This is a genomic window from Myxococcales bacterium (assembly GCA_022184915.1).
GTDB lineage: Bacteria > Myxococcota_A > Polyangia > Fen-1088 > Fen-1088 > JAGTJU01.
On record JAGTJU010000001.1, the window covers coordinates 1,535,925 to 1,561,218 of the forward strand.

A 25,294-nucleotide genomic window follows, 5' to 3' on the forward strand; every position below is an offset into this window, starting at 1 on the left:
CTCAGCCCGGCCGGCGACAGCGCCAGCTCGTCCATTCCCCCTCGTCGCGGCTCTCCTGGGGCTCGAAACCCGCGGCGGCGAAGGCTTGTCTCACGTCGTCCTTCTGCTCGACCAGGATCCCCGAGAGCAGGACGTGCCCGCCAGGCGCCGTCGCGCTCCAGAGCGCCGGCGCCAGCGGGCACAGCACGTCCGCTTGAATGTTCGCGAGCACGAGATCGAACGAAGCGCTTAGGTCGTCAAGAACTCCGGTTTGGGTGCGGACGTTCGTCACCGCGTTGCGTGCCACGTTTTCTTCGGTGCAGGCCGTGGCTTCCGGGTCGTTGTCGACGGCCAAGATCTCGCTCGCAGGCCACAGGCGCGCCGCTGCGATGGCCAAAATGCCCGAACCGCAGCCGAGGTCCAGGATGCGCACAGGCCTGTTGCCTGCGTCGGCCAAGGCTTCGCAGGCGCCGATCACGAGGCGGGTCGAGGGGTGCGCTCCCGTGCCGAACGCTCGTCCCGGGTCGAGGTCGATGACGTGGTCACCGCTCACGAGGGTGCCCGGATCCCACGAGGGGCGCACCACGAAATGCGCCCCAATGCGAGTGGCGCGAAAGAACTGCTTCCAAACGTCCCGCCATTCTTCTTCGTGGGCTTGGCGCGTGCGGATGGCCACCGGGTCGACGGTGGTGCCCGCCTCGCGGGCGAATCCCAGGACGTCTTCGGTGGCTTCGAGCACCTCCCCCTGCCGTTCGGGGGCGCACAAGGTCACCACCACCGCGCGCCCCACCTGGGCGGCGATGAGGGTTTGCGCGTCCCGGATTTCAACGCCTCCGGTGAGGTCGGCGAGCGTCGCGGCCACGAGGTCGGCGCCGTCTTCGGTGGTCTCGATCTGGATTTCGGTCCACATGTCAGGCTCCTTTACGCCAGGGCTTGGTCCAAGTCGTCGAGCAGATCGGCTTCGTCCTCGATACCGACCGAAAGGCGCAGCAGGCCTTCCGTGATGCCCGCCGCCCGCCGCGCGTCGGCAGGAACGCCTCTGTGCGAGAACGACACCGGATGGGTGACCAACGACGCAACGTCGCCCAGGCTGGCGGCGCGGTGGAAAACACGGATGCGGTCGTAGAACCTCCGCGCCTCCGCCACATTTGCCACCTCGAAGCTCACCATCGCGCCCGGCCGTGCGAGCAGGCGGCTGGCGCGTTCGTGGTCCGGGTGGTGGGAAAGACCAGGATAGTGGACCGCGCGGACCTTCTCGTGCCCTTGCAGGTGTCGAGCCACGGCCGCGGCGTTGTCGCATTGCCGAGGCAGCCTCAGGCCCAACGTGCGAAGGCCCCTCAAGGTCAAGAACGCCTCGAAGGGCGCGAGGTTGGCGCCCAGCAGTTTTCTGCGGAGGCGGATGCCTTCGAGCACTGGGCGTGCGGCCACCACCACGCCTCCGATCACGTCACCGTGCCCGCTCAGGTACTTCGAGGCGCTGTGCACGACGGCGGTGGCACCGTGGGCCAGCGGACGGACGAGGGCGGGAGAGGCGAATGTGGAATCCACCACCAGGGCCGTGCCGTTGCGGTGGCAAAGCGCGGCGAGGGCGGGCAGGTCGACCACGCGCAGCAAGGGATTCGAAATGGTCTCGACCAACAGCACCCGCGTTTCGGTTCGGAGGTGCGCCTCGACTGCGTCGAGGTCCCAGGCCGGCACGGACTCCACGGCCAAGCCCAGGGAAGGCCCGAGCCCCGTCGCCAACTCGGTGGTGCCGCCGTAGATGCCGTCTGAAACCAAGACGTGGGCGCCACGGCCGAGGGCGAGCAAGGTGGCGGCGAGTGCCCCCATGCCCGACGCAAAGGCACAGGCCTCGTCGCCTCCTTCGAGCGAAGCCACCGCGGCCTCGAGCGCTTCCACGGTGGGGTTTGCGTAGCGGGAGTAGATATACGCGCCGCCTTCCGCAGCCGCATCGGCAGCGGAGGCGTCCGCGTATTCGTAAATGGAGGTCTGGTAGATCGGGGCGACGTGCGGGCGCTCACCCGCAGGACCAAGGCCGCCCTGCACGCGAGCAGGTCTGCCAGCCGAGTCCGGAGCCAGTGACTCGCCGTGTGCAGCTGAACCGGGGCGGGGGCCTGGGCCACCCGCGGATACCGCCAACGTGGACAGGCCGGGGGGCTTGTCCTTCGTCATCGCGGCTCGCGACCCCTCAGCGGATGACCTTGCGCTTGGCTTCGCGACGACGCCTCTTGCGCGCCTCGCGCATCTTGCGCTTCTTCTTGACCGAGGGCTTCTCGTGATACCGACGTCGTTTCAGCTCCTGAAGCACGCCCTCTTTCGAAAGGCGCTGCTTGAGGATCTTGACGGCTTTGTCGATGGAATCCCGTACCTCGACCTCGAGGGGTTTTCCGACCAATGTCTCCAAACAAAAACTCCAGTTAGATGCGTTCGTGCGCGGTGAAAGTGAGCGCGGGAGTAAAGCACTCATGGTCATGGGGGTCAAGCGCCGGATTTCGCCAGGGAGGGGGGTGCTGCTCGCTTTTCGGGAGTCACTTCATAAAGGATGGAATCGTCTGACGCCTCGTAAGGCTGACAGGCATCGAAACACGAAAGAGGGTCAGGAGTTGGTGAACGTGGGCGTCAGCTCCTTTCTTTTGGTCCAAGTCGCACCTGAACGCATGTGACTGCTTGCCGAATGTATTCCCACTAACGTTAATTTTCTTTACACATCTCGAAATTCTGCGGTATGTACCGCAAACCGCCGAAGGCGGGGCGATAGCGCGAGACACGAAAAGGAGCACACATGTTGGGGGCCAAGGTATTCACAGCGACCAAGGCAAGGGAGCGGGACGAACTGGGTGAGGCCGTCACCCGCTGGCTGCGTGACAACCCCGATGTTCGGGTCACCAACAAGGTGGTCACTCAGAGTTCGGACAGCGAGTTCCACTGCCTGACGATTACGTTGTTCTACGAGAAGTAGACCGGGCCCGTTCCCGCGGTCACCCGTTTTCCAGCGGCAGCGCCGGGGCTTACGCTCCGGCGCTGCACGCGTATCTACGCGGCGAAACGCTCACAGCGCAGGCTCTGCTTTCGCCGCTTTGACCCACGTGACATGATGCGACCGCATGCGGTTCGGCTTCGTCCTCAAGCGCGGTAAGGAGGAAGCGCGCCACGTCGCGCGCGACTTGATCGAACTCCTCGGGTCCCTGGGGTGTGCGTCGGTGATGCCTCGAGAGGACGTGGCCGGCGATGCGACCGAGTTCCCGGGAGCCACTTTGGTGCCTGGCCAGGAGCTGGGGCCTGCCATCGATGCTCTGGTGGTGCTCGGGGGCGACGGCACTTTCCTCCACGGCGCAGGCTTGGTCGCAGACCATGGTGTCCCGCTCCTCGGCATCAACCTGGGCTCGTTGGGATTCATGACCCACTGGACGCTGCCCGAGGCGAGGGACGTGGTCCGAGCGGCTGCATCCGGCCAGCTCGACGTCGAGGAGCGTATGCGCCTTCGCGTGTCGGTCGTCGAGAACGGCACCACTGTCGTCGAGCGCAACGCACTCAACGAGGCGGTGCTCACGCAGCGGAGCATGGCCCGTCTCCTCGACCTGGAAGCCGAATCAGATGGGCAACCCATCGCCAGCTTCAAAGCGGATGGGGTCATCGTGGCATCTCCCACGGGAAGTACGGCGTATAGCCTGGCCGCGGGGGGCCCCATCTTGACGCCGCAGGTGGACGCGATGGTGCTCACGCCGATTTGTCCGCATACGCTGACCTACCGTCCGGTGGTGCTGCGCGCCGACCGCCGCCTCATCGTGAAGAACGTCTCTCCGTCCATGGTGAGCTTGACGTTGGACGGGCAGTGGGGACGCGAGTTGCCACCTGGCGCCCACGTCGAAGTGAGCAAGGCAGAGCGCCCCGCTCGTCTTTATCGCCCGAACCACCCGTTCTTCACGGTCTTGCGCCAGAAGTTGCGCTGGGGCGAACGACAGGGCTAGCGCGCGATCGCAGGGACTGCCGACGATCCCGGAAAAATAATCCGCAACCCACTGGACTTTCGACCGATAATACTGAACACAATAACAGGTGAACAGGTAATCAGTATGCTGTCGTTTCTTCGAATCTCTGGGTTGGCCCTGATTGAGTCGCTCGAGTTGCCTTTGGGGCCGGGGTTCACGGTCGTCACCGGCGAAACGGGCGCGGGCAAGAGCATCATCGTCGATGCGCTCGGCCTGCTTCGCGGTGGGCGGGCGCGCTCCGACCTCGTGCGCACGGGCTGTAAAGAGGCGCAGGTCGAAGCTGTGTGGTCCTTGCGCCCCGACGACCCGCGCTGGCGGTCGCTGGCTGAGGCCGGGCGCTCGTCCGAGGGGGGCGAGCCGGCGCCGGAACCGGCGCCAGACGAAGACGCGGCCGGCGCTGCGGGTGACGAGACGGACGAAGGCTTGCTCGTTCGGCGTGTGCTTCCTCGTAGTGGCAAGGGGCGGATCTACCTCGGGGGTAGCCTGGCGACGGCCGCGGAGTTGGCCGAGACCGTGGGGGGACTCATCGATATTACCTCCCAGCACGACCAACAGTCCTTGATGGATCCCGAAAGCCAGCTCGCCATCGTCGACGCGTTCGCTCAGAACGGAGAGCTGCTGTCCCGCATGGAGGACGTTCACCGCACGTTGTCGCATGCCGAGTCCGAGGTGGCGGCCTTCGAGGCTGACGCGAGGACGCGGGCTGAACGCGAGGACTTTCTTCGTTTCCAAATCCGGGAACTCGAAGAAGCCAACCTGGTTCCAGGGGAAGACGAGGCGCTTCGTGCCGAGCGGGAGCGCGTGCGGGGCGCCGAGAAATTTCTGGCAGCCGCCGCGCGGGGGGAGCAAGTGCTGTACTCGGCAGAAGCGGCTGCGGTGGGAATGATCGGGTCGGTGGCGCGGGAGCTCGAGATCCTCGCACCCTTGGATGCCGCTTTCGGTGCGGCGGCGGGGCGCCTCTTCGATGCCCAAGCCGTGGTCGAGGACGTGGCGCGGGAGCTAGGCCGATACGCTTCGACCGTCCGTTTCGACCCTCAACGCCTGGAGCAAATCGAGGAACGTCTCTATCTGCTGGGCCGGCTGATGCGCAAGCACGGCGGCTCGCTGGAGGCGGCGATCGCCAGCCGCGACCAATTGGCGCGCTCACTCTCCGAGTTGGCGGCCTACGAAGACTCGCTGGGAGAGCGGCGGCAAATCCTGGCGCGTGCACGGGAGCAGGCCGATGCTCTCGCGGTCGAGCTGGGACAGAAGCGTCGCCAGGTCGCACGAGGCTTGGGGCGCGCCATCGATGAGACCCTGCAGGAGCTTGGCCTCAAGGGGGCGCGGGTGCTCGTCGAAGTGGAAGACCGCGGCAACGAAGGGCTCGGTCCGAAGGGACGTGATCGCGTGTGTTTTCAGTTCGCGCCCAACGCGGGCGAGCCCCCGCGGCCTCTTGCCAAGATCGCGTCGGGCGGTGAACTGTCGCGCGTGATGTTGGCCGTCAAGCAGGCCCTGGCCCGGGCGGACCGTACGCTCACCTACGTCTTCGACGAGGTCGATACAGGCGTCGGGGGAGCCGTTGCCGAGGTGATCGGACTCAAGCTGAGGGCCATCGCGGCGGAGCGGCAGGTTCTCGCGGTGACCCATCTTCCCCAGATCGCGGCCCACGCGGACCGCCATCTGCGGGTCGAGAAGGTCACCGATAAGGGGCGAACCTTCGTGCGCGTGCGTGATCTCGAGCTCGCCGAGCGGGAGGAGGAGATCGCTCGCATGCTGGGAGGCATCGAACCGACGCCGGAGGCTGCAGAGCATGCCCGCCAGATGCTGCGCCGCGCTCGCGGCGCCCGTTTGCAGCTCAAGCAGGCGCGGCAGAGGCGCCGCGCGTGACGCGTGATCGGAAGGCGCGCGTCCTTAAGTTGACGGCTCGGACCTCGCGTGCTGGTGTTGTTCCGTGGCACGCCCGCACACCACCGGAAAACGCCGCCGCCGCAGCCCTCGCATGGGGGCCTCGGCGCGCGGGTCGATACGCCTGGTCCTCCTGCTTGCAGGGCTGACGGGGATCAACGTCTACGTCTTCTACTTCAAGAAGGACACGGCCGTCCCCGAGTTGCTCGAGGCGTCTTCCATGACCCGCACCATGGCGGAGAATCAGGCCGAGTCGATCGCGGAGATCACTGACAAGGCGGGGCAGGGGCAGGTACCCGCCAAAGACGACGGACATCCGACAGATCCGGCTGCCGAGAATCAGGGGCGGGTCGTGGAAGGTGAGTTCGGCAAGCTCGACACGCTGAGTACCGTGCTGGCGCGGGAGGGGTGGGCCGAGGTTGCCCTGACGGTCTCGGCCGCGCTCGGCAAGGTGGTGGACCCAAAGAGCATTTGGCCGGGTCACAGGTTTGCCCTCAGTTTCGACGAGGAGGGCCAACCCGAACGCATGGAATATCGTCCAAGCGCCATCCTCACCTACGTCGTGACCCGGCAGGCGGATGGCGGCTGGTCGGCGAGCAAGCACGAGCGGCCCGTCGAGCTACGCACCGAGAACGTGGCCGGGCGCATCGACTCGTCCCTTTACGGATCGATCCAGGGAGCCGGGGAGGCGCCCGCGCTCGTTGCGAAGCTTGTCGACCTCTTTGCCTGGGACATCAATTTTTACACGGACCAACATCCCGGGGACGTCTGGAAGGTGGTCATCGAGAAGCGGTACCTCGACGGCGGGTTTCAGGGTTACGGTCACGTACTGGCGGCGGAGTACAGCGGAAAGGTGGGAACCTTTCGTGCGTTCCGTCACGTGGAAGGAGGCAAGGAGGGTTACTTCGACGAAAAGGGTCAGGCCATCACGAAGAGCTTCCTGAAAACACCACTTCGCTACGTGCGGGTCAGCTCGAAGTTTGACACGAAGCGCTTCCATCCCGTGCTGCATATGACGAAGGCCCACCTGGGCGTCGACTATGCCGCCCCGGTGGGAACTCCCATTTGGGCCGCTGCAAGTGGCAAGGTCGTGGAAGCCGCCATGAAGCGCGGTTCGGGCAACACCATCGTGATTCGCCACGACAACGGCTACGCCAGCCGCTACTACCACTTGAGCAAGTTCGCGAAGGGACTCAAGGCAGGTCTGACCGTATCGCAAAAGCAGGTCATTGGTTACGTGGGCACCACGGGGCTATCCACCGGGCCTCACCTGCACTTCGGCTTGACCCTCAATGGCTCCTTCGTGGATCCCATGAAGGTCAAGGGGATGCGCGATCGACCCGTGGCGCGGCCGTCCACCTATCGCGAGGCCATCCGGCCCTGGCAGCGGCAACTCGAGGCCCTGGACGGGGTCTTGGCCAAGAACTGACCCACCTGCGGGGTGGTGCAACAAGTCGCCCACTCTGCAACTCGTACGGACGGGCGGAACCCCGCCCCCCTCCCTCCGTTCGGCGCTATACTGCCAGCAGTATGTTTCGCGTCATCACTGGTCTCCTGAAGGGCGGCATCGTTGGCGGTGGCCTTGGCTACGGGGCTTACACTTTGGGCCTGGGCGCGGGGAGTACGGGCTATCTGGTCTACGCTCTCGTTGGCTTTTTCACCGGGGTCATCTGCGGCAAGCCGCTGTGGCGGCAGGAAACGTTGTGGACGCCGGTCGTCAAGGGTTTGGTTGGTGCGGGGCTGTCGTGTTTGGTCTACTTCGGAGCCCGCAAGTTCCTGGGCGGCTTTTCGTTGCCCCTTCCCGAGGCGTTGAGCGTTTCCGCGGGCACACCGCTCGTCGATGTTCCTTTCCTCTTCGGGGCTGTGGTGGGCATCGTGTACGGCGTTCTCGTCGAAGTGGACGACGGCGGCGGGACCGCGGCGACCGCCGACCCGAAGGCGAAGCCCAAAGGGAAGTGAGCGTGGGGGCGTGGGAGGAGAGCTTTCGCCGGACAGGCGTGAGCGGCCAGCAGCTCGACCGATTGCTCGAGCACAACCCCGCCATCGTTTACACCTGCACGCTCGGCCGCCTGTGGACGTTCTCGTACGTGAGTCCCAACGTAAGGCGGGTGCTTGGCTTCGAGGCGGAAGAGATCCTGTCCGATCCTGCCCTTTGGCTGTCGCGGCTCCATCCGGCCGACCGCTCGCGCTTGCCTGAGCGCGGTGCGGTTAGTCTGCTCGCCGAGGGGAGCCGTGTCTGGGAGTACCGCTTCAAGCACCGCGACGGCGGCTACCGTTGGCTGCAAAACGAGGTGCGCCTACTACCCGAGGCCGATCCCATCCACGAGCCCTTCGAGTGCACGGGGTACTGCATCGACATCACCGAGCGCAAGAACGCCGAGGCGGCCTGGCGGGACAGCGAGGCCCGCTTCGAGGCCTTCATGCGCAACAGTCCCGCCATCGCCTTCCTCAAGGACGAGGAAGGACGCTTCGTCTACGCCAATCCCGCTTTCGTGGACAGCTTGGGTCTGAGCTCTTCAGGTTGGGTTGGGCAGACCGCTCACGATCTGTGGCCGGCCGAGGTGGCAGGGCCGATCCAGGTGTCGGATCGAGAAGTCCTCACGACGGGGCTTCCCAAGGCCGTTGAAGAGGCTCTCCGTGGTCCGGGTGGAGAACGTGTGTTCTTCACTCTCAAATTTCCCCTGCGAGACAGCGGCCGCACGTTACTGGCCGGCATGGGCATCGACGCCACCGAAAGGCGGTTCCTGCAGCAGCGGTTCGTGGCCACGCAACCGGCTGCCTCCGCGCTCCCCGCGCAGACGGGGAGCCACAGTGCACCCCTCGATGCCTTGCCGAGCGGCACCGAAACGGTGCTTCTGGTGGAAGACGAGCTGCTGGTCAGAGAGCTGGCCAAGCGGATTCTCGTGCGGCAGGGGTACAGCGTACTCGAAGCCGCCAGCGGTCCTGAGGCCATTCGTGTGGCCGAAGCCCACGCGGCGCCCCTTCATCTCCTGCTCACGGATGTCGTCATGCCCGGGCTGGGGGGGCCCGAGATCGTCAAGCGCCTGCGCGGCCGGTACCCGGACCTCCGTGTGATCTTCATGTCGGGCTACGCCGAGAGCGCCATCTTCGAGACGCGGGCACTGACACCCGGAGAAAACTTCGTGCTCAAACCTTTTTCTCCGCAAGACCTGCTGAAGATCGTGCGGGCCACCCTGGACGGGCTGGCCCCGCCGGTCCGTTTCCAGGCGCCGCGGTTCTAGGCGGGCCGGCCCAAGGGGTCTTTGCTCGCGTCATTCGGGGAGGCCTCCTCACCGTGAGGCTCAAACGCGCCGAGCTCTCGCAGGACGGCGTCGTCCGCCTCGCGGTCGGCGTGATCGCTTTGAGCCTTCGTGCGCTTGGCCACGAGGCGCTCGGCGCGACGCGAGCGAAAGAACACTACCTCCTCGGCCAGGCCGAGCCCGATGTACGCGGACACCAACACCAAAAACACGAAGCTCTTCTCGATGCCCGCCCGCACCGTCGCCACGAACGCGCCGGCCAGGAGAAGCAACACGCCCACCGTGCGCCGGGTGAGGCGCAGATCCTTGAACGACCGGAACCGCACACGAGACACCATCAAGACGGAAAGCACGATCACCACGGCCGCCGTCGAGGTTTCGCTCACCGCGCGGTACTGACCCGCGTTGTGACTCACGATGACCATGAGCACCAGCACCGAAGCGGACGGCGGGATGGGTAAACCCAACGTGTACTTTCCCGGGCCTTTGTTGCGTTCGTGCTCGCCGTCTCGGCGTGCCAGCACGTTGAAGCGCGCCAAACGCAGCGCTCCGGCACAGACGAAGAGACCTGCCACGAACACACCCAGCTTGCCGAAACGGGTCAGTCCCCACTTGTACATCATCAACGCCGGGGCGGCGCCGAAGGTGATGAGGTCGGCGAGGGAGTCCAGGTCCCGCCCGAGGTCCGTTTGGGTGCGGGTCAGCCTCGCCACCCGCCCATCGAAGGTGTCGAAGAAGAAGCCGAAACAGATCGCCAACGCGGCCAGGTAGAGATCCGATTCGTCTCGATCCGAGGCCGCGTAGGTCAGCGCGGCAAACCCGCAAAGCACGCTCGAAAGCGTGAACAGGTTGGGAAGGATGTAAAAGGTCTTCCGGAAATCCACGGCCCGAGGATACCATGCGGCCGTCTTGGTCTTCGTCCGTAGCGTTTTCAACACGTTGTTGGTGGCCCTGTCCACCTTCGTGTTTTCCTTGTTAGCCTACGTCGCGCGCCTGGTAGACAACTCCGGCGACAAAGTCATCGAGCTCGCCCACGTCTGGGGCAAGACGCTCGCCTTTTTGACGGGGATGCGCGTGACGCTGCGAAGCGAGGCAACCCTCGAGCCCGGACGCCCCTACGTGTTCGTGGCGAACCACGTCTCGGCCGCCGACATTTGGGCGCTTTACGCGGTTTTGCCGGTGCGGGTCCGGATGATCGCCAAGAAGCAGCTCGGTGCGATTCCCTTTTTCGGTTGGGCGCTGCGTGCCGGCCGCTTCGTCTTCATCGACCGGCAGGATCCGCACGCTGCCCGCCGCAGCATCGACGAAGCGGCTCGCCGCATCCGAGGAGGTGTGTCGGTGCTGATCTTCCCCGAGGGCACACGATCTCGCGATGGGCGGCTCGGGTCGTTCAAAAAGGGCGGCTTCCATCTGGCAGTGAATGCCGGCGTTCCCATCGTGCCCGTCGCCGTGCGAGGCACCTTCGCGCTTCTGCCTCCCAAAACCCTGTGGATCCGCCCGGGGCCGGTGGAGGTCGTGCTGGCGCCCCCCGTCCCCACCCAGGGGCTCGCCGACACGGAACGTTCACACCTGGTCGAGCGGGTGCAAGCGATGGTGGCCGCGCGCCTCGCAGCGTCTGAAGAACGGCCGGTCGCGGCGCGTCCGGCCGCCGTCCGTCAGTAGATCACCTGCACCAGGGCCAGTCCATGGGGCGGAGCGGTCACCCCTGCCTTGGTGCGCGTGCCCAGCACGAGGGCTTCGTCGATCTGCGCGGCAGGAATCTCGCCATGCCCCGCCCCCACCAAAGTGCCCGCCATGATGCGCACCATGTTCTTGAGGAACGCCGTGCCCTCGACGTCGATTGTCACGAGAGCGCCGCTCCTTCGCACGTCGATCCGCCGGATCAACCTGCGCGTGGATGGGCGCTGGCAGTCGGCAGCTCGAAATGCCCGAAAATCGTGTTCGCCTTCGAGGCGTGCTGCGGCCTGCCGCATGAGCGAGAGATTGAGGGGACGCTTGACGTGCCAGGCAGTCCGTTCATTGAGGGGCGAGCGGGTGGGGTGGTTCCACAGTGTGTACCGGTAGATTTTGCCCCGCGCATGGCGACGTGGGTCGAATCCAGGCGCGGCTTCGGAGACCTCCACGATGGCGACGTCGCGGGGCAGATGAGCGTTCAAACCCCGCTGAAATCCCAGGACAGGAATGCGTTCCACCACGTCGGCTGCGGCCACCTGGCCATGCGCATGCACGCCGGCGTCGGTGCGTCCGGCGCCTCGCACCGCTACGGGGTGTCCCAACATCGCCTCGAACGCTTCTTCTATGCTCTGCTGAACCGTGCGATCGCTCGCCTGGCGCTGCCAGCCGCAGAAAGCCGTTCCGTCGTATTCGACCAGCAGACGCAGCGTGCGTGTAACGGGATCGGGTCCGGCGCTCATCAGAACTCGAACATCAGACCCGCCGACCAGGTGCTATCGCCCACGTGAAGGCGGTTGGCCGAGCCAAGTCCGTCGATCACAGCGTGGCGGTACTCGGCAAACGCATAGGTGTGATTCACTCCGGTCTCGGCGTCGAACGCCTGGGCGGATCCCGGATCGAAGACGTCGAGCAGAATCGAAAGCCCGGCGGCCAGATGGTAGCCGGACGTGCCACCCCGGCCGCGGTTACCTGCGGCGTCGCGGGCCACGTCGCCGTTGCCGTTCGAGATCGACCAGTAGACCCAGTCGAAGCCGGCTTTCGCGTAGGGAACGAGTGGCAGACTCCAGCGCAAAGCCAGCACGTCGAAGCGGTAAACCAGAGACACCGACGTGGGCAACAGCATGAGCTTCGTATCGTCTCCCGATCGGGTCTCGGGCAGGGCTCCGGGCTCAGGCTCAACGAAGGCTTTGGCCGACTGGCGCGTGTAACCTACGGAGACGCCCAGCCCCACCGACCCGAACCCGTTCCAGATCTGATAATCGAGCTCTGCGCGGGCCATCAGCCTGCGGTCATCGCCGAAGTAGAGCGCGAAGGGACGCTCGTCTTCCGGCAGATTGCCAAACTCGCTATCGATATTCGGACGGTAAGGCCCAAGGTGCAGCTCCATGGCCCAGTTTTTCGGCGAGCGGTACCGATCGCCCCGCGAGACCACCGTCTCTTGCCCGTAGGCCTGCCCTGCAACCGACAGGGCCGCGGCTCCGAGCGCCACCGCGCACGCCAAACATCGAAAACGGTCGTTCACGAAAAACCTCCGCCCCAGCTTGGGCATGCGGCCGCGCGCCGTCAAGCCGGGCGTGCGGCCTGGGGGTGACTCTGGGCGGCGGCGGTGTTTTTCCTCAGCCACGCGGTATCCAAGGCGGGGGGCCAGAGGGCTGACCGGGCCGAGAGGCCTCGTCGGCAGCAGAGGCCGGCGCTTCGCGTTCGGACCGCACGCCGTCGGGCGCAAGGTCTTCCACTTCCCATACGCCGCCGCCCTCATCGGCGCCCGGTGAGGCCTGCGCGGCCGCAGGCGCGCCGCGCTCGTCGCGTGGGCCGAGCTCGAAGCGGACGCTCTGACGGCTCCCCTCACTCAGGGGCGCCGAAGGCACGCCGTGGTGACCCGCTCCGTGTTTTTGGCCCACGCCATAGGCGTCAAGGATGTCTGACAGCGTGACCACGTAGCGGCTCGGGCCTGGACGATCGTCGTCGTGCACGGGGGCGAGCGAGGTCCCCGCGGCGCCCAGTTTTTCCAGGGCGCGTTCGAGCGAATCGTCAGGGTCCAAGCGAGGGCCTTGCCGATCGTCGTCGAGGAGCGCGAGCACGTCCGCCTCTTCCTTCGTGGCGATCCGCATGATTTGCCGAAGGGTGCGTTCGCGCCGGCTTTCGTGTTCGGGCAGCGCAAAGCCATCTTGCTTGGACAGCGCGACGTACACGGTTTCCCGCTGCAGCCTGCGCGAGACGAAGAGGCTGACCAGGTTGCTCACCATCAGCGGCACGATGATCGCGTAATCGTGCGTGAGCTCGAAGATCATGACCACCGACGTGAACGGCGCGCGCACGATCCCGGCAAAGAGCGCCCCCATCCCCACGAGCGCATACGCGCCCGGCGCCGCCGTGTGGTTGGGCAGCAACCAGTGCGCCAGGGTGCCCAAGCACCCCCCGGTCATCGCACCCATGAAGAGACTCGGACCGAAGATGCCGCCCGCGTTCCCCGAAGCATACGCCACCGCCACCGTGAGAAGCTTGAGCAGCAGCAGCGGCGCCATGACGGTGATGGCCATGCGGCCCACGAGCGAGTCGCCAATGAAGCGGTACCCGCTGCCGAGCACCTCGGGAATGAAGAGCGCGAGGGCCCCCACGAGCAGTCCCCCCGCGATGGGCTGGAAGGGGCGCGTGTGGGCGGGGAGGGCTTTGAACCGCAAACGGAGCGACAGCAGCATGCGGACGAACCCCACCGAGACGAGGCCTCCGATCAAGCCGAGTACCGCGTAGATGACGAGCTCACCGGGGTGCACCAGCTCGTAGTGGGGCACGTGAAAGAGCGGTTCGTTGCCGAGCATCAGACGTAGCACCAGCCAGGAAGTGGCAGCGCCCAGGACGACGTTTCCGATGACCGGGGCGTGAAGGTCCCCCATCAGTTCTTCGAGGGTGAAGAGCACGGCCGCTACCGGCGTGTTGAACGCTGCGGCGATGGCGGCGGCTGCCCCCACGGGGACGAGCTGTTTCACCTTCTTCGTGGAAAGGCGCAAAGACTGCCCGAACACCGAAGCCACCCCGGCACCGACGTGGACGGAAGGGCCCTCCCGCCCCAGCGGCACCCCCCCCGCGATGGTGGCCGACGTGCAAGCGAACTTTCCCAGCACCGTGCGCAAGGAGATGCGGCCACGGTCTCTCAGAAGGGCGGCCCGGGTTTGCGGGATCCCGCTGCCTCGTGCTTCGGGGAAATAGCGGTGAAGCAGAAATCCGGCCAGCCCGGCCGTCAGGGTGGGGACGGCGAGCCGGCGCCAGGACGAGCTATCGAGCGGAAAAAGGCGGGCGCCCAAGCGCTCCGTGACCAGGATGAACGCCACGGTGGTGGCACCCACCACAGCTCCGATCAGGAGCGTGAGGACCAAAAAGACCGACCGCTCGCGCTCGGGATCTTCGAGCCACGCGCCCACCCGCGTCTGAAGGTCGTGGCGCAGCCGACGAAGGTGCTCTGGGAGAGTCGAGAGCTTCATTGAAACCGAAGGGAGGATACGGCTGCGGGTCAGGGTGGGGAGAGAACCACGACCTCGGCACCCGGGCGGCTCTTGAGTGACCGCACGGCCACCATGTTTCCCTCCACTTTGCGCACGTGCGGGCGGCCCGAGGTGAAGACGTCGACCGGGGCCAACTCTTTGACGGCGGATGTCTCCGTTTTGTAGTGCATCGGCACCACGATGAGCCGGGGCCTGATCTGGTCGACGACGCGGGCGGCGCGTTCTGCATCGATCGTGTACGTGCCCCCAACCGGCACCAAGACCACGTCGACCTGCCCGAGCTCAGACAGCTGCTGATCGGTCAGCGTGTGTCCCAGGTCGCCGAGGTGAGCCACGCGCACGCCGCTCGTCTCGAACACGAAGATGGCGTTGAGACCCCGACGGGTGCCGAGCTCGTCGTCGTGATAAACGCCGATCGTACGAATCGAGACGTCGCGGAAGCGTTCATCGATCTTTAGCCAACCCTTTTTGTCGGGTGTGAGGCCCCGGAGCACGCGGGGGGTGCCCGACACCAGACCCAGGTTGGTGTGGTCGGGATGTTCGTGGCTCACCGTCACCAAGTCGGCCGGCACGGCGTCCGGCAGCCGGAAGCCCGCGCCGTGGGAGGTGGGGTCCATCAGCACCCGGGTGCCTTGGGCCGTCTCCAAGAGGAAGCAAGACTGGCCATACCAGGTCAGGCGCGGGACAGGGGGGAGCTGCTGAGCGGGGGCCGAGCCGAGCCCCACCCCCAGCGCGAACACGGCGGCCACGGCCCCTATGACCCACCTTCTCACGGCTTTGCTGCCGGTCGCCCCGCGGGGCCTCGGATCGGCGGGACGGCCCGTGGACCTGCCTTGGCTCATGGGCGGGCAGCGTATCGCCGTGGGCCGGTGGGTGCAAAGCCGAATGCGAGGCTCACAGCGGCGCGAACGGCTCGTAGGCGCGCCGTGCGCGGCGTCCGAGACCCCGCCGAAATAGTAGTTCCTCTTCTTCGCCCTTTTGCCAGCTCGTGCCCTCGGGGGTTCGCTGTCGGAGCGAGGCGGTCCCCGGCCCCGGTAGGCCGGCGGGAGGAGCGGGCGTGCGTGCCGCGGGCTCGAATGACGCGCCCTCGGCGGCGGAGCTAGTGGCCCCGGGGGCCTTCGGGACAGACGCCCCGCGCTCGGCGTCAGGTCGTGGCGGTGCCAGCGCTGCGTTTGGCTTCTTGGATCCCCCGGCCCCGCCCTCGTTCGTTTCGGCGTAGGCTTTGCGCGCCTGGGCGGCGGAGGCTTCGCGCTGGGCCGGCGCTGCGATGACGAGTTGGTCTTGAAGAAGCCGCGCCACGCGAACGTCCACCTGGCTCCGCTCGGCGCGACCGGACGGCAGACCCTCGGGCCCCTCGGGCACCACCGTTTGCGCACCTTCCGTGGGCGCATGCAAGGACAGCGACGCCACGCCGCCCGTGCCCTGCAGTTCGTTCGTGCGGCTCTCGAGGCTCTTGCCGTTCAGCACCACGCGGGCGTTTCGTGGGGCCTGCACCACCTCGAGTTCCAGCGCTTGGCCGGAGGCCACCGAAGGCTCGAAGGCCACCTGAAAGGCGCTTTCGGGGTCGAAAGCGGGGGCATGCCCCGTAGTTTTGCCCGTGAGGACCAGGGCCACGCCCTCGGCGTTTTTTTCCAGGCTCACGTCGACGGGAGCCTCCGAAGCCTGGATGCTGGCCGCCGCCTGCAGCAACGTGGCGCCCTCGGCCACCGGGATGAGATAACGACCTCCGTCCACGGAGATGAGAACCTTGCCCGCCTGCACTGATTCGTAAGCTGAGGAGAAGCTCGCCGAGCGGGCCTGGGCGGCGGCCGCGATCTGCTCGACGCTCACCGTGAACGCGCTGCCGGAGCCATCGGCCAGGCGGGGCCTGGGGGGCGCGGTCTGCCCGCTCACGCGGAGCGTGCCGCCGGGGTCGAACGCGTCCAGCCGCAACGTGGTACCGACGATCGCGTCGTTGATCGTGTTCGAGCGGCGTTGAATCGTTTGCCCGTCGACGGTGAGGCGCGCGTTCTGGGCCGTTTGCGTGACCGCGAGGCCGAGCTCGCGCCCCTCTCCGCCCGTGAAGGTCTGTGAGATTTCGAGCGCGCTGCTCTCGCCCAGCTGAGCGTCGTAACCCGTTTGCCTGCGCGACAGCACGAGGCGCTGTCGCTCCCCTTCGGACTGAACCTCGGCATCGATCGCGGCACTTGCGTCCCGGATCGCCTGAGCCAGCTGAGAGAGGCTGCCACCCTCTGCCACTGCGACGGTCACGCGCTCGTCGTCGAGCCTCAAGGACAGGGACCCCGCGCGTAGGGTTTCTCCCTCGGCGAACCCTGCCGACGCGGCCTGGGCGGCTCGCGCGGTCTGGTGAACCGTGACCACGTGGTCGGACGCCCCGCGCACGGATACGGCGTCCGTGGCGCTCGCGCCCGCGCGGCTTCGGCTTGCCAGCTCGTGAGGCTTTCGGCGCGCGAACACCTGCTGCGCGAGGTTGCCCATGACCTCGTCGCGGGCGCTTGCGAGCTCGCGCACACCCTTGAGTGCCGAGACGGGCAGCAGCGAACCCATCGCTTGGTTCGGCGGCTGGGTGGGGCCCAGCGCCAGGACGCTGCGGTCCGGGCTGTATGTGATGGGAAAGGGCATCGTCTGCGTTCAGCGCAGAGGGAAGCGCTGGCCTGTCAAGTAATTCTCCTGACTAATTATATACCCTCGACGGGGCACCAGGGAAGAAATTGCCTAGTGGCCGTGCGGGAATGGGAAAAAATGACCGGGTGCCCGGGACGCTGTGCCGCATTGCCGGGTACGGGGCAGTGGGCTGGGGTCGCAGAAGGGGCGATTCCCGGGGCCGGCTCGCACTTGCGTCTTGAAGCCATGGGCGAAGGTGGACATGATGGGCCTTGGCCCGTGCGCCTCGCCGGGTCGCAGGCCCATGTTCCCCACCTTCTCCCGCTCCATCGACAAACGCCGGGTCAGCCGCGGGCGCATCCACGTGACCGCCCGCTACCTGAGCGCCCACCTGGCCCTGGAGGGGGTCGTGACCGACGTGAGCGCCGAGGGGTTGTTCTTCGCCAGTGATTTTCTGGATGCGCGCGGCGAGATGGCAAGACTGTCCGTGTTTTTGCCCGCGCGCCCCGAGCCACTCGAGCTGCGGGGTGAGGTCCGTTGGGTGAACGACGCGCCCCTGGGGTCTGGCATGGGCATCCGCCTGGTGGACGTGAGCCTCGAGGACAGGATTCTGCTGGCCAGCCTTCCCGCGCTGCTCGAGGGAAGCCAGGGCAGTGCCCGTACGGGATACGCCTGAAACGAGGTGGGGCTCTCTCGCCCCGGGCGTTGGAGATCTGGTACGTTCGACGCATGAAGCGCTCCGTGTCCGTCGAAATCGCAGGCCGGACGTATCCTCTGCGGAGCGACGGAGACGACGCCACCGTACGCCGCCTCGCGGCCGACGTCGACGCGCGAATCCGGGCCGTGATGAAGAGCGGCCGAGGCGTTGACACGCAACAGGTCGCCGTGCTCGTGGCCCTGCAGCTGGCTGAAGCGCTCGAGCGCGAACGCTTGTTGCACGCCAAGCTCAAAGCCGATGTCCGCACGCGGGGCCAGGCCCTTTTGGCGCTCATCGAGAGACACGCGCTGGTTTGAGCGGCCTGGCGTGGCGCTGCCCCGGGGCGCCTCTCGATTCGTCAACCATCAACCCACGATTGGGCTCTGTTTTCACGCGCTTCGGGGCTATAGTGGCGCCCCCGGCCGCTCCCTGATGCGACCGGCCGGCCCGTCTCCATGGCAGTGTCTTCCACCCCCGGTCGCTCGGTGTCCGAGCAAAAACGTCGTCTGCGGCACGAGATGGCCGAGCGGCGTCGCGTCTGCTCTCCGCTGGCCCGCTCGAAGGCGGCTCGCGCGTTGGCGGAGCGCCTCGAAGGTTTTGCGCCTCTTCAGGCCGCCGCCGTGGTGGCCGGGTATGTCCCCGTGAGAGGGGAGATCGACCCGCGACCGGCGCTCGAGGCGCTTGCGGCTCAAGGCGTGGTGATCGTCTGGCCGCGGGTGGGTCGAGGAAAGCCGCGCCTGGCGTTCTTCAGGGTCAGCGGGGCTGACGATTGGGGCCATGGCCCCTTTGGGATCCTCGAGCCCAAGCCCGGCTGCCCCGAGGTACCCGTGGCGGCGATCGACGCCTTCGTCACCCCAGGATTGGCTTTCGATCCGCGCGGCTATCGCCTGGGGTGGGGCGGAGGCTACTACGACGAGTTGATCGCCGGCCTGCCAGTCCGCCAACGTGTTTTGCTACTCGGGGTGGCCCACGATTTCCAGGTCGTGAGCCGCTGCCCCCACGAGTCCTTCGATGCGCCGATCGATTGGATCGTCACCGATCGACAGACCATCGCCTGCCAAGCCCTTCGCCAATCGTCCCCTACATGAGTGCATTGACCGTTCTCGTCGCCGTCGTGTCCGCCCTGGTTGCAGGCATGGCCGCTTTTGCCATGGGTCGCAGCGGCCGTCCTCCCGCTCGCCCCGAAAGTCACGAGGAAAAACGCCGCGTGGTCGAAGCCGCGCAAGCTGAAGCTGCTGCCATCCGCAAGCAGGCCGAGCTCGACGCCGCCGAGGTCGCGCGCAAGAGCAAGTCCGAGGTGGAGGAGGCCCTGCGGGCGCAGCAGACCGACTTGCAGCGGAAGATCGGAGAAGCGTCGGCGAAGGCTGACGCCCTCGAGCGCAGAGAGAAGGAGCTGGAGGCCGAGTCCGAGGCCTTTCGGCGCAAGCAGAAGGACCTCGACGCACGCGAAGAGGCGACCGAGGCGGTGGCGCGCAACGCTACGGTGCTGGCTGCCGAGGCGCGGACGCGGCTCGAAAAAGTGGCTGGGATGAATCTGGAGGAGGCGCGGCGCGCTTTGGAGGAAAGCGAGCGGGAGCAGGCACGGGCCGCGGCCGCCGCGGAGGTCAAGCGCATCGAAGACGCCGCCCGCAAGGACGCCGAAGACAAGGCCCGCACCATCCTGGCCGCCGCGGTTCAGCGTCACGCCAGCGAGTACGTCACCGAGCGAACCGTGTCCACCGTTGCTTTGCCTTCGGACGACATGAAGGGCCGCATCATTGGGCGGGAGGGCCGCAACATCCGCGCGCTGGAGGCGGCCACCGGCATCGATCTCATCATCGACGACACCCCCGAGGCGGTGGTGATCTCTTGCTTCAACCCCGTAAGGCGGGAGATCGCCCGTATCGCGCTCACCCGGCTCATCGCCGATGGCCGCATTCATCCGAGCCGGATCGAAGAGATGGTGAAGAAAGCCGAGGAGGAGGTGGGCCAGCAGTGCCGCGACGCCGCTGAACAGGCCCTCTTCGACCTGGGCCTCGGCAAGCTGCATCCGGAGCTCCTGGTGCTCCTCGGGGGGCTCAAGTTCCGTTCCAGCAGCGCCCAGAATCTGTTGCAGCACTCGATCGAAGTGGCTTACCTCGCCGGCGCCATGGCGGGTGAGCTGGGGCTCTCGGTGAAGGTGGCTCGGCGCGCGGGCTTGCTGCACGACATCGGCAAGGCGGTGGACCAGGAGATGGAGGGAGGGCATGCCGCCGTGGGCGCCGCGATGGCACGAAAGTACGGCGAATCGCCGGCCGTCTGTCATGCGATCGAGGCGCACCACCAGGACGTGCCGAGCGAGGACGTGCTAGACCACCTCGTGGATGCCGCCAATTTGCTTTCGGGTCAGCGCCCGGGCGCCCGCAAAGAAATGCTGGAATCCTACGTTCAACGTTTGGGAGACCTCGAACGCATTGCCACCGGGTTTTCAGGGGTTTCCAAGGCCTATGCCATCCAATCGGGGCGGGAGGTGCGGGTGCTGGTAGAGAACAGCCGGGTGAGCGACGACCAGGCCAGGCTGCTGTCACGAGACATCGCGCGGCGGGTGGAGACCGAGCTGGCTTTCCCGGGACAAATCAAAGTGGCCGTCGTGCGAGAGACGCGCGCGACCGATTACGCGAAATAAACGGCGCGCGCGCGGCGTCGAGGAGATCGAATCGTTGGGGCCGGGGCACACGTCCCGGTCACCCTTGCTCGCACGGCCGATTCTGGCGAGACTGCGAGCTCAACACTCGAATCGAGGAGTGACCATGAAGACATCGACCCAGTGGATAGCCGCGTTTTTCGCCTTGGGAGCCGCCGGATTGAGTGCCTGTGGAGGCGGCGACGGCGGAACGCCCCTCACGGAGGATGAGTTCTGCAACCAGACCGCCGCAATCGAATGCGGGACGCTCGTCTCGGGCTGCGGGTTCATGGGCGCCACACTGGCCGCCTGTGAGGCACAGCGCAAGCAAGTCTGCGTGCAAGAGGCTGCCTCCCTTCGGGTCCCCGGCAAGCGGGACTTTCGAGAAGCCAAAGCAGAGCTTTGTCTCGCCGAGACCCGTCGCTCGTTTTCGCCCATTGTCTCTGCGGCCGACTGGAAAAAACTGCGCTCCGTTTGTTCCCGTACCTTCGAAGGCCTGGCCAAGGCCAACGAAGCGTGCACGGTCGACCTCGACTGTGTGAGCCCGTTGGTCTGTGACAAGGGCGTTTGTGGCACCACACGCGTCGTGGCGGCGAATGCGCCGTGCTCGAATCCCGGTGAGGTATGTCCCGCGACTCAGTCCTGTACACGCAATGCCACGACCGGGTTCTTTGCCTGCGCGGCGCGTGCCGCCCTCGGTAGTGCTTGCAGTGCCACCGCGTTGTGCGCCGAAACCCTGCGCTGCTCGGGCGGCCTGTGTCAGGAGCGCCTGGGCATGGGCGCGGCGTGTGTGTCACACGATGATTGCCAGAGCACGCTGCTCTGCAATCCGCTCACGTCCACCTGTACCCAGTCCGTGAACTTCGCAGGTCAGTGCACGAACCTGGGAGGATCGGGGGGCACGCCCGGGGCGGACGCAGGCGCCACTGACGCTGGCACGAACGGCTGACGACCGCTGGCCCGTAGGTGCCGTTCGAGAGCCACGGCCGGTGTCCCTGCGCGGGATCACCGGCCGCGGTGTTTTGCCGGCCCCAAGCTCGCATCAGCTTCCGAGTAGCCGGTCGAGGAAGCTGCGCATTTCGGTCGCCGGGCTATCGATGAACGCCAGGCCCACCCGGGCGGCCAGACGAGCCAACGAGGGACCCGAGGTGGCGACGCCGTTCAGGGCGTCGAGCACGGCGGTACGTGCCTCGGGTGTTTTGGCCCGCCTGACGAGGGCTTCGAGGGCCACGAAGCGTCTCCGGCTATCGGCCTCGGCGTCGCGTAAGACCGCCGCCAAGGCCTCGGGCGTTTGGTCGGCGGCCCAGGCCACGGCCAGACCCCGGCTCGCCGCCTCACGGACGTCGTGGGCAGAGTCTCCGAGTGCTTGCTCGAGCAGGGGGCGGGCCAGCGTGGCCTCGCGTCCTGCGACGGCTGACAGCGCCTCGGCAGCGCTGCGACGGATGGTCTCGCTGCGGCTGGACATGAGCTGCGCCAGCGCCTGCACCGCCTCGGTCTCGGCACCCACCAGCTCGCCCAGGCCGAGCGCCGCCGTGCGGCGGGTCTCGAGGTTGCCCGTGTGAACCATGGCCTGGAAGATCGGGAGCACCTGCGCGGCCGCCTCACCACCCGCCAGAACCAAGAGGCGCATGGCTTCGGCCCGCACCGAAGGCGAACCACTGTCGGCGGCGGCCCGCAGGAGGTCGACGGCTGGAGGGTTCAGCCGGGCGGCGCCGCGCAGAGCCTCGAGGCGGATGGTCTCGTCGCGATCGAGCGCCGCTTGCCGAACCAGACCTTCCAGGCCAAGCGCCGCGGCGGCGTTCACCGCGAGCTTGCGCTCTTGGTGGTCACCCTGGCGAATCAAGGCATCGAGCGCCCGCTCGGCGTCCTCTGGCCGCTCGAACACCAGTCCGCTTTCGCCGGCATCGGTGAGGGCCAGGAGGGCGGCTTGTCGGGGGGGGCGCCTGCGGATCGCTCGCGAGGGCGAGGAGGGGGGCGGCCACGAGCTCGGGCGCCGCCTTGGCGAGTCGGCCCAGGGACTGCGCGGCGGCTGCTCGCACCGCGGGATCCTCGGCGACGGCCAGCTCCCGTGCAAGCCGGGCGGCGCCCTTGGGATCGCCCGCCGCAAGGTCGTCGAGACAGGCCGCGGCCGCGGCCCGGACTGAGCCGTCAGTGTCGCGCGCCACCAAACGCAAGTAGGGCGACGTGACCTGGGGCTCGCTGCGGGAGAGATCGCACAAGGTGCGGGCCACGGCGCGTTTGGCGTCGCCGGGGCCTTCCTTGAAGGCTCGGATGAGCGGCGGCAGCACGAGGGAGGCTTGTTTGTCGCCCACGCGGCCGAGCGCTCCCACGATTTCGCTGCGCCAGGCGGGCCGCACGAGCCGCAGCCCTTTCGTGAGTGTGTCGATGACGACAGGTGCATTGCCCGTCGCCAGCTCGACGCTGGCGTCGAGCCCCCCGCGCAGGACCTCGAGGTGGCTGTCGAGCAGGGTGCGGGCCAGCAGGGCTAGCCCGTCGCGCTTGAGGCCCCCCAGGGCCCGGGCCGCCTCGGCGCGCACCTCGGGCGCTGGGTCCAACAACGCCACCTTGAGGGCCTTTGCCGTGGCCTCTGGTCGCGCCTGAGACAGCGTGCCCCAGATCGCGGCGGCGGCGGCGCGGGACAACACGGGACCCTTGGTCTCGGTGCGTGCCAGCTCTTCGGCCTGGTCGGGCTCGAGCGTGCGCGAGAAGATGGGCAGGGCCGCGGCCCGAAGGCGGGGGGATCCCTCCACCGAGATCGCCCGCTCGATGACGGGGCGCAGGCCTTCCGCCGAGGCCCCGCCGTGTCGCAAGAGGCGCAGCGCCGTCACGCGGGTGTCTTCGGGGACGGCTGCGTCCGCAACGAGTGCTCCCAAGACGTCACTCACCTGGGAGGGCGCCTGCGTGCTGACCCGCTCGAGCATCGAGAGCCCTGCGCGTCGCAGGTAGGGATCGTCGTGCTTGGCCGCCTCGGCGGCTGCCCCCGCCGCTTCGGCGGGCGCCCGGGCCGCGAGCTCGACCAGAGCGCCTTCGGCGTGGGCGCGCACGTTCGGATCGGCGTGCGCCAGGGCCACCCGAAGCACGTCGGCGGCTTCCTGGGGAGGCAACGCGGATGCATTGGCCAACACGGCGTTGCGCACGAGGGGATCGGGATCGGAGAGCGCCGCACGAAGCGTGGCGGCGTGTGAAGCCCTGCCAAGGCGCCGGTCGATGGCGGCCGCGACCTCCACGCCTCTCCGCCTCAGCTCGGCCGAGGGGTCGGCCAACGCCGCGGCCAGCAGCTCTTCCTCTCCCGCGCCGCCTTGCCCAACCACTTCGAGCACGTCGAGCGTCTCTCGGCGCAAGGTCGGCTCGGCGAAGGCTTGCTGAAGCGCTTTGATCCCCGCGGGCTCACCCAAGAGGATCGACGCCGTCCCCCGCTGCACGGGGCGCAAGCCGCTCAGCACCGTGTGAAGCCACCCGGGCAACTTGGCGCTCCGGCCCCCGCTCGAGTTTCCCGCTGGCGCGCTCCGACTCGATGCGATCGCGTAGATCTTCGGCCAGCCCCGCGCGCGCAAACCCCGTATCCGCGAGCACGGAGCCGAAGGGCGGGTCGTGCGGCAGCAGGGACACCAACGGGCGTCCGGGGCGGCCCATCCTGACGACGACCCGCGCCTGTCCCTGTCCCCCGGGTGGCTCGAAGCCGAGCGAATACGACGAGCGCAGCTCGATGAAGAGCACCACCACCACGGCGCTGACGATGAGGGCCGTGAGACTGGCGTTGAACACCTTGCGCTGGATGCTCCGCTTGCACGTCGCCAGCTCATCGGGCGAAATCGCGCGTCCCAGGTGCCGCCACACCGAGACCAGCTCGGGGGTGGTCAAGCGTTGCCCGGCGAGCATACGCTGCCTCAGGCGGCGCCGGATGCGGGCGACCTTCGCCCGATCCAGGGCGCAATACGCGGCCGCTCGCGCGCTCAGCGCCGGGTGCAGAAAAGCAAAACGATCGGCGCGCTCCGCCTCACGCTTGCCGAACACGCCTCGCCCCACGAAGGTCGAGACGGCGCGCTCGACGTCGGGCCGCGAGAGCTGGTTGCGTGAGGCGATCTCCTCGACGCTCGAAAGCCCGTGGTCGAGAACGTCCAGCAAAACGCGCTGCCCGATACGGCCGCCTGCCTCAGCGACCACGCGGTCGAAGAAGGTCTGGGCCAGCATCACCGCGCCGCCGCTTCGTTCGTAGCGCCGCACCGATGTCAGGCGGAGGTCCATCATCGTGCGCGCCACCATCTGCAGGTCGAGCGGGAAACAGCGTCCCCTCCCGGCACAGGTCGGTAGACATCTTCCCGGCAAGACCCGCCTCGATGAACGTACCGGTTTGCAGGGCCGTTTGCTCGATGACGGCCGCCGTTTGGTCTTCGTCGAAGGTGCGCAGCTCGAAGGTCGAGCCCGTGGCGGCCAGGACACTGCGAGGCAAGAGCCGCCCCAGCAGGTGGTAGGCGTCGGAGTCGACCGAAAACAGAAGGCGTAACCGGGCCCCGCCCGCGGCGAGCACGCCGGACAGGAAGCGCTTGATCTTGTCGATCGCATCCGCCGGCGCGCTGTCCGAGACCACGGCTTCGAGATGGTCGAGCATGAGCACCGCGCCGCCCCGCGAGGCGTGAGTCAAGCGCGCCACGTAGTCCACCATGGGTTCGCCGGCGTGAGGCGGCTCGGCGCGGCTGCGGCTGGCCGCCTGGATGAGCTCTTGATCGAGGTCTTCGTAGTCGCCCACGTAAAGGCCCAGGTAGCCCTCGCTGGCGAGGACTGGAAGCAGGCCTGCACGCAACAGCGAGGTTTTACCCACCCCCGACGGACCCGTGAGCGCCGAAACACGCACGCCGTCTTGCAGAACTTGGGTGTACAGAGCCTCCAGTTCGACCTGACGGCCGAAAAAAACGCTGCTTCCCGATTCGTCGAAGGGGAGGGCCCCCCGAAACGGGCCCGTCGCAGCCACGCCTGACAGGATCATCGGCCCGAGAATATCCGGGCCTGCCGCCGCGCGCAGGGAAAAAAGCAAGGAATGGCCGCATTTTGCGGCCTCGCCAGCGAGC

At 67.2% G+C, this 25,294-nt stretch carries 25 protein-coding genes; 12 read left to right on the forward strand and 13 right to left on the reverse strand.

All coding sequences use genetic code 11. The features are described 5' to 3' along the window. Nucleotide 1: 1 nt before the first annotated feature. The 3 genes from KA712_06360 to rpsU form a co-directional block, all read right to left on the reverse strand. Nucleotides 2-889 (reverse strand): 50S ribosomal protein L11 methyltransferase, encoded by an 888-nt coding sequence (locus KA712_06360; GenBank protein ID MCG5052564.1) that lies wholly within the window; start codon nt 887-889, stop codon nt 2-4. An 11-nt stretch (nt 890-900) separates the two neighbouring features. Then, complete coding sequence (locus tag KA712_06365) at nt 901-2,025, reverse strand: aminotransferase class I/II-fold pyridoxal phosphate-dependent enzyme (protein ID MCG5052565.1); 1,125 nt, start codon at nt 2,023-2,025, stop codon at nt 901-903. Nucleotides 2,026-2,167: 142 nt separating this feature from the next. Further along, nucleotides 2,168-2,383, reverse strand: a complete 216-nt coding sequence (rpsU, locus tag KA712_06370) for a 30S ribosomal protein S21 (protein MCG5052566.1) — start codon at nt 2,381-2,383, stop codon at nt 2,168-2,170. 378 nt (nt 2,384-2,761) lie between these two features. On the opposite strand from rpsU, the gene KA712_06375 reads away from it, so the two are divergent. The 6 genes from KA712_06375 (at nt 2,762) to KA712_06400 (ending at nt 9,094) form a co-directional block, all read left to right on the forward strand. After that, nucleotides 2,762-2,938 carry a hypothetical protein gene (locus tag KA712_06375; protein MCG5052567.1) on the forward strand — a complete coding sequence of 59 codons (177 nt, stop codon included), beginning with the start codon at nt 2,762-2,764 and terminating at the stop codon, nt 2,936-2,938. Nucleotides 2,939-3,083: 145 nt separating this feature from the next. Further along, the gene (locus KA712_06380) at nt 3,084-3,947 is read left to right on the forward strand and encodes an NAD(+)/NADH kinase (protein ID MCG5052568.1); all 864 of its coding nucleotides are present in this window, start codon (nt 3,084-3,086) and stop codon (nt 3,945-3,947) included. Nucleotides 3,948-4,052: 105 nt separating this feature from the next. After that, a complete protein-coding gene (gene recN, locus KA712_06385; protein ID MCG5052569.1) occupies nt 4,053-5,834 on the forward strand; it encodes a DNA repair protein RecN in 1,782 nt (593 codons plus the stop codon). A gap of 64 nt (nt 5,835-5,898) precedes the next feature. Next, nucleotides 5,899-7,281: a M23 family metallopeptidase gene (locus KA712_06390; protein ID MCG5052570.1), complete on the forward strand. Its 1,383-nt coding sequence runs from the start codon at nt 5,899-5,901 to the stop codon at nt 7,279-7,281. A 101-nt stretch (nt 7,282-7,382) separates the two neighbouring features. Further along, the gene (locus KA712_06395; protein ID MCG5052571.1) at nt 7,383-7,811 is read left to right on the forward strand and encodes a hypothetical protein; all 429 of its coding nucleotides are present in this window, start codon (nt 7,383-7,385) and stop codon (nt 7,809-7,811) included. Between the two features lie 2 nt (nt 7,812-7,813). Beyond that, complete coding sequence (locus tag KA712_06400; protein ID MCG5052572.1) at nt 7,814-9,094, forward strand: PAS domain-containing protein; 1,281 nt, start codon at nt 7,814-7,816, stop codon at nt 9,092-9,094. On the opposite strand, the gene pssA is transcribed toward KA712_06400, so the two are convergent. Next, nucleotides 9,091-9,996 (reverse strand): CDP-diacylglycerol--serine O-phosphatidyltransferase, encoded by a 906-nt coding sequence (pssA, locus tag KA712_06405; GenBank protein MCG5052573.1) that lies wholly within the window; start codon nt 9,994-9,996, stop codon nt 9,091-9,093. The genes KA712_06400 and pssA overlap by 4 nt on opposite strands. A gap of 25 nt (nt 9,997-10,021) precedes the next feature. Between pssA and KA712_06410 the strand changes: the two genes are divergently transcribed. Next, a complete protein-coding gene (locus tag KA712_06410; GenBank protein ID MCG5052574.1) occupies nt 10,022-10,774 on the forward strand; it encodes a 1-acyl-sn-glycerol-3-phosphate acyltransferase in 753 nt (250 codons plus the stop codon). Here KA712_06410 and truA read toward each other — a convergent pair. The 5 genes from truA to fliD form a co-directional block, all read right to left on the reverse strand. Further along, complete coding sequence (truA, locus tag KA712_06415) at nt 10,768-11,526, reverse strand: tRNA pseudouridine(38-40) synthase TruA (GenBank protein MCG5052575.1); 759 nt, start codon at nt 11,524-11,526, stop codon at nt 10,768-10,770. The two genes, KA712_06410 and truA, sit on opposite strands and share 7 nt — an antisense overlap. Next, a complete protein-coding gene (locus tag KA712_06420) occupies nt 11,526-12,308 on the reverse strand; it encodes a hypothetical protein (protein ID MCG5052576.1) in 783 nt (260 codons plus the stop codon). Before KA712_06420 ends, truA begins: the two co-directional genes overlap by 1 nt. A gap of 94 nt (nt 12,309-12,402) precedes the next feature. Next, complete coding sequence (locus KA712_06425) at nt 12,403-14,265, reverse strand: chloride channel protein (protein MCG5052577.1); 1,863 nt, start codon at nt 14,263-14,265, stop codon at nt 12,403-12,405. Nucleotides 14,266-14,294: 29 nt separating this feature from the next. Continuing rightward, the gene (locus KA712_06430; protein ID MCG5052578.1) at nt 14,295-15,128 is read right to left on the reverse strand and encodes an MBL fold metallo-hydrolase; all 834 of its coding nucleotides are present in this window, start codon (nt 15,126-15,128) and stop codon (nt 14,295-14,297) included. A 52-nt stretch (nt 15,129-15,180) separates the two neighbouring features. Then, on the reverse strand, nt 15,181-16,908 hold the full coding sequence (gene fliD, locus KA712_06435) for a flagellar filament capping protein FliD (GenBank protein MCG5052579.1): 1,728 nt from the start codon (nt 16,906-16,908) through the stop codon (nt 15,181-15,183). Between the two features lie 286 nt (nt 16,909-17,194). Between fliD and KA712_06440 the strand changes: the two genes are divergently transcribed. The 5 genes from KA712_06440 to KA712_06460 all read left to right on the forward strand — a co-directional run bounded on the left by KA712_06440 (nt 17,195) and on the right by KA712_06460 (nt 21,177). Further along, complete coding sequence (locus KA712_06440; protein ID MCG5052580.1) at nt 17,195-17,566, forward strand: PilZ domain-containing protein; 372 nt, start codon at nt 17,195-17,197, stop codon at nt 17,564-17,566. A 53-nt stretch (nt 17,567-17,619) separates the two neighbouring features. After that, nucleotides 17,620-17,904, forward strand: coding sequence for a cell division protein ZapA (locus KA712_06445; protein MCG5052581.1), 285 nt, complete (start codon nt 17,620-17,622; stop codon nt 17,902-17,904). A gap of 138 nt (nt 17,905-18,042) precedes the next feature. Continuing rightward, a complete protein-coding gene (locus KA712_06450; GenBank protein MCG5052582.1) occupies nt 18,043-18,675 on the forward strand; it encodes a 5-formyltetrahydrofolate cyclo-ligase in 633 nt (210 codons plus the stop codon). Next, nucleotides 18,672-20,231: a ribonuclease Y gene (gene rny / locus KA712_06455; GenBank protein MCG5052583.1), complete on the forward strand. Its 1,560-nt coding sequence runs from the start codon at nt 18,672-18,674 to the stop codon at nt 20,229-20,231. The genes KA712_06450 and rny overlap by 4 nt, the downstream gene beginning before the upstream one ends. A gap of 124 nt (nt 20,232-20,355) precedes the next feature. Next, nucleotides 20,356-21,177, forward strand: a complete 822-nt coding sequence (locus KA712_06460) for a hypothetical protein (GenBank protein MCG5052584.1) — start codon at nt 20,356-20,358, stop codon at nt 21,175-21,177. 93 nt (nt 21,178-21,270) lie between these two features. Here the strand turns inward: KA712_06460 and KA712_06465 are convergent, their stop codons facing one another. From KA712_06465 to KA712_06480, 4 genes are read right to left on the reverse strand one after another with little or no spacing between them, the layout of a single operon-like run. Next, nucleotides 21,271-22,113 (reverse strand): HEAT repeat domain-containing protein, encoded by an 843-nt coding sequence (locus KA712_06465; protein ID MCG5052585.1) that lies wholly within the window; start codon nt 22,111-22,113, stop codon nt 21,271-21,273. After that, on the reverse strand, nt 22,055-23,671 hold the full coding sequence (locus KA712_06470; GenBank protein ID MCG5052586.1) for a HEAT repeat domain-containing protein: 1,617 nt from the start codon (nt 23,669-23,671) through the stop codon (nt 22,055-22,057). Before KA712_06470 ends, KA712_06465 begins: the two co-directional genes overlap by 59 nt. Then, on the reverse strand, nt 23,616-24,419 hold the full coding sequence (locus KA712_06475) for a hypothetical protein (GenBank protein ID MCG5052587.1): 804 nt from the start codon (nt 24,417-24,419) through the stop codon (nt 23,616-23,618). Before KA712_06475 ends, KA712_06470 begins: the two co-directional genes overlap by 56 nt. Beyond that, a complete protein-coding gene (locus tag KA712_06480; GenBank protein MCG5052588.1) occupies nt 24,382-25,212 on the reverse strand; it encodes a hypothetical protein in 831 nt (276 codons plus the stop codon). The genes KA712_06475 and KA712_06480 overlap by 38 nt, the downstream gene beginning before the upstream one ends. Nucleotides 25,213-25,294 lie beyond the last annotated feature (82 nt).

What these genes read in the sequence shown, in the direction of transcription:
- KA712_06360 (MCG5052564.1), bottom strand. Translation starts at nt 889, where the DNA reads ATGTGGACCGAAATCCAGATCGAGACCACCGAAGACGGCGCCGACCTC.
- KA712_06375 (MCG5052567.1), top strand. Translation starts at nt 2,762, where the DNA reads ATGTTGGGGGCCAAGGTATTCACAGCGACCAAGGCAAGGGAGCGGGAC.
- KA712_06380 (MCG5052568.1), top strand. Translation starts at nt 3,084, where the DNA reads ATGCGGTTCGGCTTCGTCCTCAAGCGCGGTAAGGAGGAAGCGCGCCAC.
- recN (MCG5052569.1), top strand. Translation starts at nt 4,053, where the DNA reads ATGCTGTCGTTTCTTCGAATCTCTGGGTTGGCCCTGATTGAGTCGCTC.
- KA712_06395 (MCG5052571.1), top strand. Translation starts at nt 7,383, where the DNA reads ATGTTTCGCGTCATCACTGGTCTCCTGAAGGGCGGCATCGTTGGCGGT.
- truA (MCG5052575.1), bottom strand. Translation starts at nt 11,526, where the DNA reads ATGAGCGCCGGACCCGATCCCGTTACACGCACGCTGCGTCTGCTGGTC.
- KA712_06425 (MCG5052577.1), bottom strand. Translation starts at nt 14,265, where the DNA reads ATGAAGCTCTCGACTCTCCCAGAGCACCTTCGTCGGCTGCGCCACGAC.
- KA712_06430 (MCG5052578.1), bottom strand. Translation starts at nt 15,128, where the DNA reads ATGAGCCAAGGCAGGTCCACGGGCCGTCCCGCCGATCCGAGGCCCCGC.
- fliD (MCG5052579.1), bottom strand. Translation starts at nt 16,908, where the DNA reads ATGCCCTTTCCCATCACATACAGCCCGGACCGCAGCGTCCTGGCGCTG.
- KA712_06440 (MCG5052580.1), top strand. Translation starts at nt 17,195, where the DNA reads ATGTTCCCCACCTTCTCCCGCTCCATCGACAAACGCCGGGTCAGCCGC.
- KA712_06445 (MCG5052581.1), top strand. Translation starts at nt 17,620, where the DNA reads ATGAAGCGCTCCGTGTCCGTCGAAATCGCAGGCCGGACGTATCCTCTG.
- KA712_06450 (MCG5052582.1), top strand. Translation starts at nt 18,043, where the DNA reads ATGGCAGTGTCTTCCACCCCCGGTCGCTCGGTGTCCGAGCAAAAACGT.
- rny (MCG5052583.1), top strand. Translation starts at nt 18,672, where the DNA reads ATGAGTGCATTGACCGTTCTCGTCGCCGTCGTGTCCGCCCTGGTTGCA.
- KA712_06460 (MCG5052584.1), top strand. Translation starts at nt 20,356, where the DNA reads ATGAAGACATCGACCCAGTGGATAGCCGCGTTTTTCGCCTTGGGAGCC.
- KA712_06475 (MCG5052587.1), bottom strand. Translation starts at nt 24,419, where the DNA reads ATGCTGGCCCAGACCTTCTTCGACCGCGTGGTCGCTGAGGCAGGCGGC.
- KA712_06480 (MCG5052588.1), bottom strand. Translation starts at nt 25,212, where the DNA reads ATGATCCTGTCAGGCGTGGCTGCGACGGGCCCGTTTCGGGGGGCCCTC.